Source organism: Lentibacillus sp. (assembly GCF_035301675.1).
Taxonomy (GTDB): domain Bacteria; phylum Bacillota; class Bacilli; order Bacillales; family Amphibacillaceae; genus Lentibacillus.
Map to the genome: position 1 here is coordinate 16,471 of NZ_DATGTT010000109.1, position 15,208 is coordinate 31,678.

15 protein-coding genes and 1 riboswitch are annotated in these 15,208 nt (G+C 46.7%); of the genes, 3 read left to right on the forward strand and 12 right to left on the reverse strand.

The genetic code is table 11. The annotated features are described in order from the left end of the window. Positions 1-17: 17 nt before the first annotated feature. From purN to VK097_RS14940, 11 genes are all read right to left on the reverse strand, one after another. Positions 18-587 (reverse strand): phosphoribosylglycinamide formyltransferase, encoded by a 570-nt coding sequence (gene purN, locus VK097_RS14890; RefSeq protein WP_324212589.1) that lies wholly within the window; start codon positions 585-587, stop codon positions 18-20. Then, on the reverse strand, positions 584-1,606 hold the full coding sequence (gene purM, locus VK097_RS14895; protein WP_324212590.1) for a phosphoribosylformylglycinamidine cyclo-ligase: 1,023 nt from the start codon (positions 1,604-1,606) through the stop codon (positions 584-586). The genes purN and purM overlap by 4 nt, the downstream gene beginning before the upstream one ends. A gap of 18 nt (positions 1,607-1,624) precedes the next feature. After that, positions 1,625-3,031, reverse strand: a complete 1,407-nt coding sequence (gene purF, locus VK097_RS14900; RefSeq protein ID WP_324212591.1) for an amidophosphoribosyltransferase — start codon at positions 3,029-3,031, stop codon at positions 1,625-1,627. Next, positions 3,016-5,235, reverse strand: a complete 2,220-nt coding sequence (purL, locus tag VK097_RS14905; RefSeq protein ID WP_324212592.1) for a phosphoribosylformylglycinamidine synthase subunit PurL — start codon at positions 5,233-5,235, stop codon at positions 3,016-3,018. The genes purF and purL overlap by 16 nt, the downstream gene beginning before the upstream one ends. Continuing rightward, positions 5,219-5,902 carry a phosphoribosylformylglycinamidine synthase subunit PurQ gene (gene purQ / locus VK097_RS14910; RefSeq protein ID WP_324212593.1) on the reverse strand — a complete coding sequence of 228 codons (684 nt, stop codon included), beginning with the start codon at positions 5,900-5,902 and terminating at the stop codon, positions 5,219-5,221. The genes purL and purQ overlap by 17 nt, the downstream gene beginning before the upstream one ends. Next, positions 5,899-6,150 (reverse strand): phosphoribosylformylglycinamidine synthase subunit PurS, encoded by a 252-nt coding sequence (gene purS, locus VK097_RS14915; RefSeq protein WP_324212594.1) that lies wholly within the window; start codon positions 6,148-6,150, stop codon positions 5,899-5,901. Before purS ends, purQ begins: the two co-directional genes overlap by 4 nt. Beyond that, positions 6,147-6,860: a phosphoribosylaminoimidazolesuccinocarboxamide synthase gene (gene purC, locus VK097_RS14920; protein WP_324212595.1), complete on the reverse strand. Its 714-nt coding sequence runs from the start codon at positions 6,858-6,860 to the stop codon at positions 6,147-6,149. The genes purS and purC overlap by 4 nt, the downstream gene beginning before the upstream one ends. Then, on the reverse strand, positions 6,860-8,161 hold the full coding sequence (purB, locus tag VK097_RS14925) for an adenylosuccinate lyase (RefSeq protein WP_324212596.1): 1,302 nt from the start codon (positions 8,159-8,161) through the stop codon (positions 6,860-6,862). The genes purC and purB overlap by 1 nt, the downstream gene beginning before the upstream one ends. Then, positions 8,158-9,288 (reverse strand): 5-(carboxyamino)imidazole ribonucleotide synthase, encoded by a 1,131-nt coding sequence (purK, locus tag VK097_RS14930; RefSeq protein ID WP_324212597.1) that lies wholly within the window; start codon positions 9,286-9,288, stop codon positions 8,158-8,160. Before purK ends, purB begins: the two co-directional genes overlap by 4 nt. After that, positions 9,275-9,766 carry a 5-(carboxyamino)imidazole ribonucleotide mutase gene (purE, locus tag VK097_RS14935; protein ID WP_324212598.1) on the reverse strand — a complete coding sequence of 164 codons (492 nt, stop codon included), beginning with the start codon at positions 9,764-9,766 and terminating at the stop codon, positions 9,275-9,277. The genes purK and purE overlap by 14 nt, the downstream gene beginning before the upstream one ends. A 540-nt stretch (positions 9,767-10,306) precedes the next feature. Further along, positions 10,307-10,406: riboswitch (purine riboswitch) on the reverse strand. A gap of 101 nt (positions 10,407-10,507) precedes the next feature. Beyond that, positions 10,508-11,140, reverse strand: a complete 633-nt coding sequence (locus VK097_RS14940) for a DUF2179 domain-containing protein (protein WP_324212599.1) — start codon at positions 11,138-11,140, stop codon at positions 10,508-10,510. Between the two features lie 214 nt (positions 11,141-11,354). Between VK097_RS14940 and VK097_RS14945 the strand changes: the two genes are divergently transcribed. Next, positions 11,355-11,789: an Hsp20/alpha crystallin family protein gene (locus VK097_RS14945; protein ID WP_324212600.1), complete on the forward strand. Its 435-nt coding sequence runs from the start codon at positions 11,355-11,357 to the stop codon at positions 11,787-11,789. 3 nt (positions 11,790-11,792) lie between these two features. Here the strand turns inward: VK097_RS14945 and VK097_RS14950 are convergent, their stop codons facing one another. Continuing rightward, positions 11,793-12,500, reverse strand: coding sequence for an MOSC domain-containing protein (locus VK097_RS14950; RefSeq protein ID WP_324212601.1), 708 nt, complete (start codon positions 12,498-12,500; stop codon positions 11,793-11,795). A 229-nt stretch (positions 12,501-12,729) separates the two neighbouring features. On the opposite strand from VK097_RS14950, the gene VK097_RS14955 reads away from it, so the two are divergent. Together VK097_RS14955 and msrA are read left to right on the forward strand one after the other, a co-directional pair. Continuing rightward, positions 12,730-14,289: a hypothetical protein gene (locus tag VK097_RS14955; RefSeq protein ID WP_324212602.1), complete on the forward strand. Its 1,560-nt coding sequence runs from the start codon at positions 12,730-12,732 to the stop codon at positions 14,287-14,289. Positions 14,290-14,387: 98 nt separating this feature from the next. After that, positions 14,388-14,924 carry a peptide-methionine (S)-S-oxide reductase MsrA gene (gene msrA, locus VK097_RS14960; RefSeq protein ID WP_324212603.1) on the forward strand — a complete coding sequence of 179 codons (537 nt, stop codon included), beginning with the start codon at positions 14,388-14,390 and terminating at the stop codon, positions 14,922-14,924. Positions 14,925-15,208: the final 284 nt, after the last annotated feature.

Genomic DNA, 15,208 nt, shown 5'->3' on the forward strand with positions numbered 1-15,208 from the left:
TCAGAACGCTTGCTGATTCACTCTTTTGCCTTAACCAGCTTCTGAATCACTTGCGGATAAAGCTTGTGCTCAGCTTGTTGAACACGCTCTGTCAGTTGTTCCTTCGTATCACCCGGGTAAATCGGGACTTCCTGCTGTTCAATAATCGGGCCTGTGTCGATTCCATCATCAATATAATGCACGGTGATACCTGTTGTATCTGCACCTGCTTCATAAGCCTGACCGATGGCATCTAAACCGGGGAAATCAGGCAAAAGTGACGGATGAATGTTAATGATCCCGGCCGGAAATTCACCCAAAAGGGTCGGACCGACAATCCGCATATAACCGGCAAGAAAGATCCACGTCACATCCGTTTCACGCAGCTTTTCCAGCAAGGCACGTTCATAATCGGCTTTTGAATCATATTCTTTCGAGTTAACAATAAATGCCGGCACCCCAAACTTTTCCGCTTTATCAATGACAGCAGCACCCGGTTTGTCACACACAAGCAGCACGATATCACAACCCAGGTCGTCCGTCTCCATCATGGACTGAAAATTACTGCCGGTTCCGGATGCAAAAACGGCTGCCCGCACTTTTGTCATGACGTCATATGCACTCCTTCTTTTGATACAATTTTGCCAATAACTGACGCTGTTTCACCTTGTTCCCTGAGAATTCTCAGCACAGCCTCTGCATCATCCTGTGCAACAACAAGCGCCATCCCGATACCCATATTAAAAATACTGTACATCTCCTTATCGCCAATACCTCCGAGCTTTTGCAAAAATGGAAAGATCGGCGGATGTTCCCAGCTCAGTGGATCGATTTCCGCACCAAGCCCGACAGGCATCATCCGGGGCAGGTTTTCGTAAAATCCGCCTCCGGTTATATGAGAAATCCCCTTTACAGGTAGATTTTTCATAACCGTGCCAACCGATTTGGCATAGATTCTGGTCGGCTTTAACAGCACATCATCAAGCCGCTGATCACCCAGTCCATCATATGTTTTCGTCAAATCCAAATCCTGCACCAGCTTGCGCACCAGTGAATAACCATTGGAATGAATGCCGCTTGAAGCCAGGCCTATGACAGCATCGCCGCCTGTAATGGCCTCCCCGGTTATTAATCGTGATTTTTCTACCAATCCAACGGTAAAACCGGCTAAATCATAATCCGTATCATCATACACGCCGGGCATTTCCGCTGTTTCACCGCCAATCAGCGCTGTCCCAGCATCTTCACACCCATCAGCAATGCCTGTCACAATTTGTTCGATCATTGCCGGATCATTTTTGCCGCATGCAATATAATCGAGAAAAAACAGCGGTTGTGCCCCCTGGGCGACAATATCGTTGACACACATGGCAACAAGATCAATGCCGACCGTATCATGTTTCTGTAGATCAATCGCCAGCTTAAGCTTTGTGCCGACACCATCTGTCCCTGAAACAAGGACGGGTTCCTGATAGTTGAATGATGTCAATTCAAACAGCCCGCCAAACCCGCCGATATCGCCGAGCACTTCTTGACGCGCGGTTCTTGCGATATGTTTTTTCATGCGTTCAACCGCATCATAGCCTTTTTCAACATCTACTCCGGCTGATTTGTATACATTCCCCATCGCTTGCTCCACCTCTCTTCATCCTTTGCAGGCAATTTCCTGAGCTTCGTTTTCCTTCACGGGATAATTTCCGGTCATGCAAGCCATGCAAATCCCCTGATGGATCGTTTTATCTTTGACGATGGCTTGTTCCAGCCCGGATTCAGATAAATACGCCATACTGTCCGCTCCGATAATTTCACCAATTTCATCAATCGAATGATTGGCAGCAATCAATTCGTCCCGTGTTGACATGTCAATCCCGTAAAAGCATGGATGCTGAATCGATGGTGAGGCGATCCGGACATGGATTTCCGCCGCACCTGCCTGTCTCAGCATGTGAACGATCCGCTTGCTCGTTGTTCCGCGAACAATGGAATCATCAATCATGACGATCCGCTTTCCCGCGACAATCCCGCGAACCGGGGCGAGTTTCATTTTCACACCCTGTTCACGCAGTTCCTGGGAAGGCTGGATAAACGTCCTTCCGACATAGCGATTTTTGATAATGCCCATTTCATACGGGAGACCGCTCGCTTCCGCATAACCGATAGCCGATGAAATGCTGGAATCCGGAACTCCGATGACCATATCGGCGTCTGCCGGCGCTTCTTTAGCCAGCTCCTTTCCCATCCGTTTACGTGACGCGTGAACATTCACCTCATTGACATCACTGTCCGGACGCGACAAATAGACATATTCCATCGCACACATTTTTCGCTGGCCTCTCATGGCAAAACGGGTTGAGGCTACCCCTTCATCACTGATTGTCACCAATTCACCCGGCAAAACTTCGCGTTCAAATGTTGCTCCAATCTGGTCAAAAGCGCACGATTCAGATGCCACCACATAGGCATCGCCAAGCCTGCCGATTGATAACGGTCTGATTCCGCTCGGATCAAGCGCTGCATACATCTTCTCCTCGGTCAATATGACAAACGCATATGCGCCGGTAATCTTATTAATCGCATCAGAAATAGACGTTTCGTTAATTCCCATTCCTCTGCGTTTAATCAAGTGGGCCAGTACTTCTGTATCGGAAGACGTCTGTAAAATACTTCCTTGGTCTTCAAGTTCGCTGCGCAATAATTCAGCGTTCATGATGCTGCCGTTGTGTGCCAGTGCCATGCCCTCAGTCTGTGATCGGAATACCAATGGCTGGACATTCTCAAAAGCTCTGTCACCCTGGGTGGAATAGCGGACATGACCGACAGCTGTGGCGCCAGAGATCTTACTGAAATCGGCATGTTTAAAAACATCGTTGACAAGACCAAGCCCTTTATGAGCCTTCAGCTTCTGCCCGTCACTGACCACAACACCTGCACCCTCCTGTCCACGGTGCTGCATCGAATGAAGGCCATAATACATCAGTTCGGCTGCTTTTTCGTGTCCCCAAATTCCAAACACACCGCATTCTTCATTAATGCCTTTTATTTCAGCAGGCATGGAATGGCTCCTTTCCATAAATCATGCAATATCTGGACATTTTCATCGATTAAAGCCCCATCATTTGCCCTTACAACAAACTTACCATCACCGGTGACTCTGCCAATCTGACGGGCAGCAGTAACTACCGCTTCAAACTTTCCTTTCTGTTCCGGCTTGACCGAAACAAGAAAACGCGATTGGGATTCACTGAACATTGCAGTCGTCGGATCACCGGAAATATCGGCTTTCAGACCAAGTCCCTTGCCATTAAAAACACTTTCAGCAAGTGCAACACCAAGACCGCCTTCAGCCAAGTCATGAGCTGATTGGACAAGATTTTGCCGGATTGCTGCCAGCAGCTGTTTCTGACGTTCAGCCTCCACCTGCAAATCAATGGAAGGTGCTTTTCCCTGGTACGTGCCTTCAACCACATTTTGCAGCTCACTGCCGCCAAATTCAGCCTTCGTTTCTCCAATCACATAGATCAGATCTCCCGGCTCCTGAAAAAAGTTCGGTGTCAAATACTCGAGCGATTCAATCAGACCAACCATGCCAACGACCGGGGTCGGGAAAATTGACCTGCCGTTTGATTGGTTATAAAGTGATACATTTCCGCTGACCACCGGTGTTTCCAACATACGGGCAGCCTCACTCATACCTTCCACACTTTGCTTCATCTGCCAGAAAACTTCCGGATTCGTCGGGTTTCCGAAGTTCAGCCCGTCTGTCAAACCGATCGGCCGCGCCCCCGAAGAGACAATGTTTCGCGCTGCCTCTGCTACAGCAATCTTGCCGCCGGTTTCCGGATCGAGGTAGATGTAGCGCGAATTACAATCTGTTGTGATGGCCAGCGCTTTATCCGTTCCTTTGATCCGTATAACACCTGAATCTGATCCCGGTTTCACAACTGTATTCGTCTGTACCGTCGAATCGAACTGATCATAGGCATATTCCTTGCTGGCGATTGTCGGCTGCTGCAGAAGCTGCTTCAGCATCGCACCGTGATCCCCGACATGCGGTACAGTATTTTCCATCTGCTGAAACGCTTTGACATACGCTGCTTCTTTAGCCGGCATATGGTAAACTGGTGCTTCTTCCGCCAGTGCGTCAACCGGAATATCAGTAACAACTTCACCATGTTGTTTGAGCAAGAATGATTTTTCCTCGGTGACTTCTCCGACGGCGACTGCCTGCAAACCATATTTTTCAAAAACGTCAATGATTTCCTGTTCACGCCCCTGTTTTACAACAAGCAGCATCCGCTCCTGTGATTCAGACAGCATTAATTCATACGCATTCATATCCTCTTCACGCTGTGGAACCAAATCCAAGTTCATGGCGATACCTGTACCGGCTTTACTCGCCATCTCACTTGCTGATGACGTCAGCCCGGCCGCCCCCATATCCTGCATCCCAACAAGGGCATCAGAGTGAATGACTTCCAGGCAAGCTTCAATCAGCAGTTTTTCCATAAACGGATCACCCACCTGAACAGATGGACGGTCCCCGTCAGATTCTTCACTTAGATCATCTGAGGCGAATGTTGCACCATGGATGCCGTCACGGCCGGTTGGTGCCCCCGCATAGATAACCGTGTTGCCGACACCGGCAGCGATGCCTTTTTGAATATCCTCATGATTAACTAGCCCAACACACATCGCATTAACAAGGGGATTCTCCTCATAGCTGTCATCAAACTGAACCTCACCGCCAACTGTTGGAACACCGACACAATTTCCATAGCCGGCGATCCCATGAACGACTTCCTGAAACAGGTACTTCGTCCGGCCTGTTGTCAAATTGCCAAACCTCAATGAGTTCATTAAGGCAATCGGTCGTGCCCCCATCGAAAACACATCGCGGATGATGCCGCCGACACCTGTTGCAGCACCTTGATACGGCTCAACAGCTGATGGGTGGTTATGGCTTTCCACTTTGAAAACAACCGCTTGCCCGTCACCAATATCAATGACCCCGGCACCTTCACCGGGACCCTGCAAAACATCAGGACCATCTGCCGGGAATTTTTTCAGAAGCGGCTTTGACGTCTTGTAACTGCAATGCTCCGACCACATGACCGAAAAAATTCCTGTTTCTATAAAATTTGGACGCCGCCCTAAAATGTCTTTAACCTTTTCAAATTCGTCATCACTAAGCCCCATCTCAAGATACAGATTTTCCTGTTCAACTTTTTCCGGGCTGATATTATGCATTAACTGCATAGGTGTCCCTCCAATTTTCGATTAGTGATTGAAAAAGCCTAGTGCCATCATCACTGCCGAGCAATTTTTCCACCGCGCGTTCCGGATGCGGCATCATCCCAAGCACGTTGCCCTCGCTGTTGATAATGCCAGCGATATCTGCAGCCGATCCATTCGGGTTGTTCTCATAAGCAAAGACAATCTGATTATTCTTTTTCAACTCTGACAAGGTTTCATCATCAGTGAAATAATTCCCTTCACCATGGGCAATCGGCAAATGAATGACCTCGCCTTTTTTAAAGTTTGTCGTGAAGCGTGTTGCATCGTTGGCAACAGCAAGTGCTTCGTGGTGACACATGAATGACAGATTCTCATTAGGAAGCATGGCGCCGGGCAGCAAACCGGCTTCCAGCAGTATTTGAAATCCATTGCAGACGCCCAGAACCGGCTTGCCCGCATCAACATGTGCTTTGACTTGCTGCATCACATTCGATGCCGATGCAATAGCTCCCGAACGCAAATAATCACCGTATGAAAACCCGCCGGGAAGCAGGATTGCATCATAGTTTTCGAGATTGCTATTTTCGTACCAGACTAAATCAGCTTCCATCCCAAGAACGTGTTTCACGGAATGGTACATGTCACGGTCACAGTTCGAACCGGGGAAAACGATGACTGCAAACTTCATGTGTGCGCGACCTCCTCCACTTCAAAGTGATAGTCCTCCATAACCGGATTAGCCAATAGTTTGTCACACATTTCGCCGACACGTTTGTCAATATCTTCATGATTTTCCACGAACAGTTCAACAAGCTTCCCTGTTTGTGCGTCTTCCACTTCAGAAAATCCCAGCCCGTTAAGTGATGTCTGAATGGCTTTACCCTGCGGATCGAGCACACCTTGCTTCGGCATAATATGGATGGTAACTTTTTTCATGTCCTGGCCTCCAGTCGATTCAATAGTTTTTGATAAACTTCCAGCAAATCACCGGTTCCCTGCCGGAATACATCCTTATCCAGGTTTTCGTTTGTCGTTATGTCCCAAAGCCTGCACGTATCAGGCGAGATTTCATCAGACAGCACGATGCATCCGCTCGCCAGCCGCCCGAATTCCAGTTTGAAATCAACCAGTTTAAGATCGACCGTCTCGAATAATGTTGTCAGCTGCTGATTGATTTCCAGTGCTTTTGCTTTTATCTCCTGAAGTTCGGATCTGGTGACATCACTCAGGAATAAAGCGTGCTCATCATTGATCAGCGGATCGCCCAGTTTGTCATCTTTGTAAAACAGCTCGACAAGCGGCGGGGTGAATGGCGTATCAGCTTCAATCTCAAGTCGTCGTGTAATGCTCCCAGCAGCCACATTCCGGACGACAACTTCCAGCGGAATGATTTCCGTTTGGTGGACAAGCTGCTCAGTTTCTGAAAGCTTTTCGATAAAGTGTGTCTGAACCCCCTGTTCATTTAGAGCCTTAAAAATATAGGCGGAGATTTCATTGTTCAGACGGCCTTTTCCTATAAAAACTTCCTTTTTCTCCCCGTTAAATGCCGTTGCATCATTTTTGTAATCGAGCACGAGCTGCCCTGTTTTATCCTTGGCCTGATAAACCCGTTTTGCCTTTCCCTCATATAACAAATCTGTTTTCATTACTCCACCTCAAGTCCGATTCGGTTGAATATAGCATCCACATTTTTCAGGTGATACGTATAATCAAAACAATCGTCAATCTCATCCTGTGTCAGCTTCGTATTGACTCGCTCGTCAGCTTCAACCAGTGCCTTAAAATGCGTTCCAGTCTCCCATGCCTGCATCGCTTTTGGCTGAACCAGATCATAAGCTTCCTCACGGCTCATGCCCTTATCAACAAGTACGAGCAGGACGCGCTGGGAAAAAATAACGCCGTGGGTTTTATCAATGTTCTGTTTCATGTTTTCCGGGAACACGGTCAGTTTGCTGACGATACGTGAAAAACGGTTCAGCATGTAATTCAGTGCAATTGTTGAATCAGGCAAAATAATCCGTTCTGCCGATGAGTGGGAGATGTCCCGTTCATGCCAGAGAGAAACATTTTCGTACGCTGCCACCATATGCCCTCTCAGGACACGCGCAAGACCGGTCATGTTTTCCGAGCCAATCGGGTTGCGCTTATGCGGCATTGCTGAGGAACCTTTTTGTCCTTTTGCAAAAAACTCTTCCACTTCACGCGTCTCCGTTTTCTGAAGAGCGCGGATTTCAGTAGCGAATTTTTCAATCGACGTTGCAATCAGCGATAGGGCGGAAGTATACGCGGCATGACGATCACGCTGCAATGTCTGGGTCGATACCGGTGCAGGTGTCAGCCCGAGCTGTTCACACACATATTGCTCAACGAACGGATCGATATTCGCATAGGTTCCGACTGCGCCTGACAGTTTGCCGAATTCGATATTATTTGCCGCGAGCTCAAAGCGTTCCAAATGGCGTTTCATTTCTTCATACCAGAGTGCCATTTTCAATCCGAACGTTGTCGGTTCGGCGTGAACACCATGTGTACGCCCCATCATGACGGTGTGTTTGTGTTCGATCGCTTTATTTTTCAGGACATCGATAAAATGGTGCAGATCTTTACGAATAATGTCGTTTGCCTGTTTCAACAAATAGGATTGTGCGGTGTCGACAACATCTGTCGAGGTGAGCCCGTAATGTACCCACTTGCGTTCATCTCCCAGCGTTTCGGAGACCGCTCGGGTAAAGGCGACCACATCATGTCGTGTTTCCTGTTCGATTTCCTGAATCCGCTCAACATGAAAAGAAGCGTTCCGGCGTATTTTCTCCACATCATCAGCCGGAATAATGCCCAGTTCGCTCCATGCTTCACATGCGAGGAGTTCCACCTCCAGCCATGCATTGTATTTGTTTTCCTCGCTCCAGATCGCACCCATTTCTTCCCGGGTATATCGTTCAATCATTGTTTTGCCTCCTCGTATACTGCCAGCTGTTTTTTTGCTTCATCCAATGTATCTGCAATAAATGTGATATGGCCCATTTTCCGTTTAGGCTTGACTGCCTCTTTACCGTACAAATGCAGGAAACCATGCTGCATTTCCGGAAGCATATTCAAAGCCGTTCCCGCATCGTCACCCAAAATATTGACTGTAACAGCAGGCCTGAGTAGTTCGATTGGCATCAGCGGCAAACCGCAAATGGCTCGGATATGCTGTTCAAATTGCGACAGATTACATGCCTCAATCGTGTAATGGCCTGAGTTATGCGGCCTTGGCGCCATTTCATTCAGGTAAATATCATCGCCCTTAACGAACATTTCAATCGCAAACGTTCCTGCAATATTCATTTTTTCCGCAAGTATTCCCGCTGCATCAAGCGCTTTTTGCTGTACCGCAGCGCTGATGGAAGCCGGTACTGTCGTCTTGTATAAAATATGATCCTTGTGCTCGTTCGCCGAAATCGGGAAAAAAGTGATCTCACCGGATTGCCCGCGGGTGAACACGACGGATATTTCCCTATCAAAAGGAACCCATTGTTCGATAATGCTTACGTCATGCTGATCGGCAAATTCACATGCCGCCTTCATGTCATCAGTCGTATTTATCTTTAACTGACCTTTGCCGTCATATCCCCCGCTCACTGTTTTAATGACAGCCGGGAGTGGCATGTTTTCAAGTGCGCTCGCACACATATCACTGTCCCTGACAATCTTATTGGCGGGCACCGGAAGCCCGGCATCACCCATGACCGATTTTTCCTTTTCGCGGTTCTGGGTGATTTCCAGTGCATATGCACCTTGGGGAAGTTTGTCTTTTTGCTCAATATAAGCAGCTGCATCAAGATCGACATTTTCAAATTCATATGTGATCACATCACTGATGTCAGTCAATTTCTGGATTCCGTCCATATCATCATAAGCTGCTGTGATTTGTTGATCGGCAACCTGCGCGGCCGGGCAGTTTGGGGTCGGGTCGAGAACCGCGATTTGGTAGCCCATATACTTTGCCGCGATGGCCATCATCCGTCCAAGCTGGCCGCCGCCGATAATGCCGATCGTTTTCATGGGAAGTATCACTTTATTGTTCTGCAAGTTCATCCCTCATTTCATCCACTGATTGTTTCATGTTTTCCCGGTAATCTTGCAGTCTCTCAGCAACATCATTGTCGAATGCGCCAATCATCCGGGCAGCCATGAGCCCGGCATTTTTTGCACCAGATCTTCCAATTGCCACCGTAGCAGTTGGCACACCGCCGGGCATTTGCACGATTGACAGCAGTGAGTCGATGCCGTTCAGTGCTTTTGACTGGACCGGCACCCCGATGACCGGGAGTGTCGTCTGTGCTGCTGTCATACCGGGCAGATGTGCCGCTCCGCCGGCTCCCGCGATAATCACGTTGAATCCTTTTCCCCGCGCTTCTTTCGCATAAGTGAACATGTCTTCGGGTGTCCGGTGTGCGGAAATCACCTCTTTTTCATAAGGTATCTGCAATTCATCCAATATGCTGCATGTATGTTTCATCGTTTCCCAATCCGAGATGCTTCCCATAATGACGCCAACTCGTGCCATCATATCCCTCTTTTCGCGATTTATAGTTAATAGCAGCTATTTTCTAATCGTATCTTGTTTTTGGAGCAAAATCCATAAACTGCGACACAAAGAGTAATGGTTGAGCGGATTGACGCCGCTTCGGAAATACACTTCGCTAAATTTTGTTCAAGACATCTTGATAAAACAAAATATTTTATTCATCAAAACGAGCAGCTGGAATATGCGAGACTCCTGTGGGACAGCGAGCCTAAGAAACCCCACAGCGAGCGTTCTTTGCGAGCGAGGAGGCTCGTGGTGAGCCCACGGAAAGCGAGTATATTCCAGCTGCGTCGTTAGAGATACTCACTAAATCCCTGGTTTACGTCGCAGTTTATATCAACAGTAAGGATTAAACAGAAATAAAAGTAGATACAGATCAAATAAAAATAAGTCTATCCCGCCTCCCTCATTTCTATGAGAGAAGATGAATAGACTTAGCACAACTAAATAAACGTATGCTGCTGAAATCCTGACGCATAGCTGGCCCAGATACACAGGTTAAACAGCCGCATCCGTCACAGCGGTCCCATCCTCCCTCATAGTCCGGCATTTACGGTACCGGGTAGAAACTTTCAGGCCATATTCCCGAAAATATATGAGGTAACGTATGAATTTATGGTATAAGCATAGCAGAAGCAGATCGAGTATGTCAACAAAAATCGAACAATTAGTTCCATGTAATATTTAATGTTCGTCTTTTGGTATTTAGCTATCAATTTATTAGTCAAAATGATGCTGACTCCGATCATTTCCCGGCTTTGTAATTGACTTTTGAGCTGCCGGCGGAGTCGCTGCACCATTATTTTTATGATTATTGAACAGCCGGCCCCTTCGTACTTGTTTCACCCAAAAACCGCCGTTGATCTGTTTCGGTTCATAGGAGATAATAAACGCTCCTGAGTCAATTGTTTTAATCGTTTCATAAAGCTTCAGTTCATATCTTCTGGGTGTCAGAATTTGCATGACAAGCCGGTCGCCCTCCATTCCGTAAGCAAACCAGCTTGTCACGCCATACCCTTTATCACGAAGCTTCCGAGTAAATTCGATATAAGGATCAGATGAAATAACATTGACGGTAATATAGCCCAGCGCCAGCTTTTCTTCAATTTTGGTCCCGACAATAACACCAATGCCAAAACCTATGGCATAGGCAAGGATATTTTGAATTTCGTTCAAGTTGTCCAAGACAAGTCCCAGTCCGAGAACATACATAACAACTTCGAACATGCTGACAAATGCAGCCATATAGCGGCGCCCTTTTAACGTCAGAATCATCCGCATGGTCGAAAGCGACACATAAACAATATTGATGATTAATATAATAGCTACCATAACGAACGCATTACTGAGCAACTTTTTACCTCCTACCGGTTACTGCCGGGATGATGAATTTTCCTGAACCATGATATTCACCTACTGTTCCGCCGATGCATAAAATATAGCAACATTTTTATCCCGATATGACGACGGCTAACTGACCTTAAATGCCCGGTTCGGTTCAACTAACATTCAGTGGAGAAATACGCTCCACTGAATGAAGTTTCACTTTACGAAATGGGGTGTCATCTTGGATCCTTTTAAACAAATGTCTGATTGGCGGAAAAATATGGATCATTTTTTTGGCGACAATTTTTGGAATGAATTTGAAAATATTATAAAGCCAACAATTCCGCAAATCAATATTTATCAGCATGATCATGAACTGATTTGTGTGGCCAGCATACCCGGGTTAACCGATTTGAATAAAATTGATATTTATGTGGACCACGCAACTCTCGAACTGAAAGGCGACATCGACATTGGCTATGCTGGCGGCACCGTTGTTAAAGAAGAGATTCTCCAGGGTGTTTTTGAACGAACGATTACGCTGCCGTATCCCGTTAGGCGCGACAAAGTTAATGCCACCTATAACAATGGTCTGGTGATCATTCATCTGCACCGGCTAATTTCAGATGAAACCGGCCGAAATAAGGTGAACATCCGCCTGACAGATCAGACTTAGTCCTTATTTGTTTGGCCCATATACGCGCTTGGCATCGGACGACTGTTTCCCTTGCAATCGCTTGTTCAACGACTTCTTCCAATTGGGCGCGAGCAGGTCGCACGATGCCAGCTGCTCAGCAAGATCGAGATCCCGTTTTTTCACATACATAACCTCGTTGCAGGCAGCAATGGTCCATTCGGGATGCGGACGATCGATGAGTTCCATTTCCATCCCCGCCGTGGCATATCCTTCCTGCAGCACACGGTAATACCAGCCTGTAAGCCCGCTGTTTTGGATTCTTAAAGCAAAATCCATCACCCGAAAGCGACGGGCAGGCTTCCAGCACGGCCGGCGGGGCTGTGAAACTTGAATGATGCTTCCGCCGAACCGGTATGTATCACCTATGCAGACAGATGTCTCATCAGCATTTTCAAGCGAGAGGTTCTCCCCCATTGCCCCAATACCGATGTCGTTTATTTTCAAGTCTTCCTTCCAATAAGTATAATGCTTTGACGGATAGGCGAAAACAGCTTTTTCCGGGCCCCCGTGAACTTTCTTGTCGGCTATTTCATCACCGGTAAACCCCTCAAGCCCAATCCACTGATTGCCATCTGCTTTAGTTTTGAAGATGCCGCTCTCCCACGGTCTATCCATCCGGTCCTCAGCATCCGGACTGCCCATCCGCTTCACTTTTCCTGTCAAAATTACATTTACGATTGGTTTCGTCATCCGATCCATCCCCCTTATTTCATATTGTATCTTTAATCCCGGAAAAACGAAAACAGCACACATTGTTATATGGGATGAGTGAATCACGAATCCGCTGCAAGCGAACAAATCGATACATTAAAGCTTTAGGAAAACACCGTTCAAAATGCACTACAATTATCCAGTGTAAAAATATACAAAATTTTCAATGGTTTGTGATAAAATTATCATACAGACAGGGGAGGGGAAAATGAAAAAACAGCTTTTTTGGATTTTGCCATGCATTGTTATAATCACAGGAATTGTTCTGATGTTTAATCAGAGTATTGCCGATGTGACCGAACAACCAGAAGAAGACTGGAGCAGGGGTTTAAAGATTGGAACGACCACCGTTGATAAAACACTTCCTGTCCGGGAAACCGGTGATGGCAATTTCGTCATTCAGACTTATGAAGAAGATATGTTGCGGGCGCAAACATTCAATAACGAATTTGAACTGATCGATGAAGCAGCATATGATATCCCGCTTGATAAATGGACCCGGGTTTTTCTTGACGAGGATCATCTGATTTACCATGATTACAGCGATATATACAATCACGATGGTAATATTATTGTTTCAGATGCCGAGCGGTTCTATCCAATGGACAGCACGATCCTCTACATAAAAGAAAATAATTTATATGAACTCAATCCGGATGACCATTCGTCTGCAAAAATAATGGAACTTAATAAGGGGAATGAGGACATCGTCCCATTTCAGGGTGAACAGCAGCTTTACTTCATGACGGAACACTCCCTTAATAATGATGTAGAGCTTAGTATTTATGAATTAGCTGACAATGGTGATGCGAAGCGTGTACATACGGAATCATTTCAAATCGATGCCATGCAGACGGTGGAAAATATTGATTTTGCCATTAATGACGACAATCTTTCCTACACGCTGGAAACTGTCCAGAAGCAAAGCCAAGGTTCGCCTGAATTCTATACATATGTGGCAGAAACTTCGCTCAGCAGTGATCAGGTGCCATCACTGAAATCATTGACTTTTCCGGACCCGGCAGGAAGAGGCAGCTTGAGTGAAGCCAGCGATATAACAGTTTCATATCAGAATGAAACGGTTCAGCTCCTCTTCAGCGCGGGCGGCTTCACGGAAACAAAATACCGGAAAAACCAGGCATTCAACGTCTATTCGGCCACCATCACAGACAGAGGCGAGATTCAGTCTGCACGGAAAAGCAACTCACCCAAAGGTGCTGTTGACCCGCAGTGGCTGAACGAATCAACCGTCATGTGGCTTGAACAAGGAGCTGAACGCAACGAGGTTTTTGTTTCCTCCAGCAATCCATCAATCATTGACAAGGCATCAGGACTTAGACAGGATGACTGGCTGCGTGCTTTGGGAAAGACATTCGGGATGCTGGCAAAGGTTCTGATCACAATCCTGGTTACCACCATCTGGTTTATCTGCCCGGTAGTGTTCATTGTGCTCATGTATGTGATTAAGGGCAGAAAGCTTGATGAAGATAACTCATGGTTCTTTTATGCCGGAATAGCGATTTACATGCTGGCTGTCTTTATTTTCCGCGGGATTGTTTTTATTGATAGAATGCTGGCCAGGGCGCCGGATTATTTAACATTTGCCGGAAGCTCATACATTTTCATCCTTGTTTTCGCCCTGATTGCCTTCATTGCCACACAATCAACGAAAGCGACACGCGACTGGTATGCACCAGCGAGGATCATCTATTTTGCCGGGGCACACATCCTGATGCTCGTAACATTTTTCGGGCCGTACTACTTTTAAAGTGAATGCCGGGGATTATACAAAACCATTTATTATTCCAGCCGGCCGAATGTATGTTATAGTAAATGAACGAATAAAGTCATTTGGAGGAAGCAGACATGATGGATCAACTGAAGACAGCGACGTTTGCAGGAGGCTGCTTCTGGTGTATGGTAAAACCATTCGATCAATGGGATGGGATTCATGGCGTTGTTTCCGGCTATACCGGCGGCCATACAACGAACCCGGCGTATGAAGATGTGAAGAACGGATCAACCGGTCATTATGAAGCGGTGCAAATCACATACGATCCGGCTGTAATGCCGTATGAAGAAATTTTGCAAATCTACTGGCAGCAGATCGACCCGACCGATGATGGCGGCCAGTTTCATGACCGCGGGGACTCATACCGGACGGCTGTTTTTTATCATGATGATGACCAGCGGGAGCTCGCTGAAAAATCAAGGCAGTCGATTGCCGAGAACGGAAACTTTAAGGACCCGATCGTCACAAAAATTTTGCCGGCTGCGGTTTTCTATCCAGCCGAAGACTATCATCAGGATTATTACAAAAAGAACAAAGAACACTATCAAAAAGACCGGGCCGAATCCGGGCGTGATGAATTCATAAAGAATGTATGGGGGAAGAAGGTGTAAAGCCTCCTCTCCCTCTTTTTATGGGGATTCTTCTGTTGATATTGCTTCTCTTGTGCCGATACTTTTTTTCTTCTGTCGATATTTTCTCTCATCTGTAGATAAACTCTTTCTTCCGTCGATATCACCCCGTTTCTGCAGATATCACCGTTCTTCTGTAGATATCCCCTCCCTTCTGCAGATTCTTTTTGTCCTCCACTGATACCTCCAGCCACCTATCGTCTTTCTTGTGAATCGTAATACACTGCCATATACTTGAGTCTCAGGTAATTTTTAGTACGGGAGCG

Coding starts and splice junctions, on each gene's coding strand:
- purN (WP_324212589.1), bottom strand. CDS start 587: ATGACAAAAGTGCGGGCAGCCGTTTTTGCATCCGGAACCGGCAGTAAT.
- purM (WP_324212590.1), bottom strand. CDS start 1,606: ATGGGGAATGTATACAAATCAGCCGGAGTAGATGTTGAAAAAGGCTAT.
- purF (WP_324212591.1), bottom strand. CDS start 3,031: ATGCCTGCTGAAATAAAAGGCATTAATGAAGAATGCGGTGTGTTTGGA.
- purL (WP_324212592.1), bottom strand. CDS start 5,235: ATGCAGTTAATGCATAATATCAGCCCGGAAAAAGTTGAACAGGAAAAT.
- purQ (WP_324212593.1), bottom strand. CDS start 5,902: ATGAAGTTTGCAGTCATCGTTTTCCCCGGTTCGAACTGTGACCGTGAC.
- purS (WP_324212594.1), bottom strand. CDS start 6,150: ATGAAAAAAGTTACCATCCATATTATGCCGAAGCAAGGTGTGCTCGAT.
- purC (WP_324212595.1), bottom strand. CDS start 6,860: ATGAAAACAGATTTGTTATATGAGGGAAAGGCAAAACGGGTTTATCAG.
- purB (WP_324212596.1), bottom strand. CDS start 8,161: ATGATTGAACGATATACCCGGGAAGAAATGGGTGCGATCTGGAGCGAG.
- purE (WP_324212598.1), bottom strand. CDS start 9,766: ATGGCACGAGTTGGCGTCATTATGGGAAGCATCTCGGATTGGGAAACG.
- VK097_RS14950 (WP_324212601.1), bottom strand. CDS start 12,500: ATGACGAAACCAATCGTAAATGTAATTTTGACAGGAAAAGTGAAGCGG.
- VK097_RS14955 (WP_324212602.1), top strand. CDS start 12,730: ATGAAAAAACAGCTTTTTTGGATTTTGCCATGCATTGTTATAATCACA.
- msrA (WP_324212603.1), top strand. CDS start 14,388: ATGATGGATCAACTGAAGACAGCGACGTTTGCAGGAGGCTGCTTCTGG.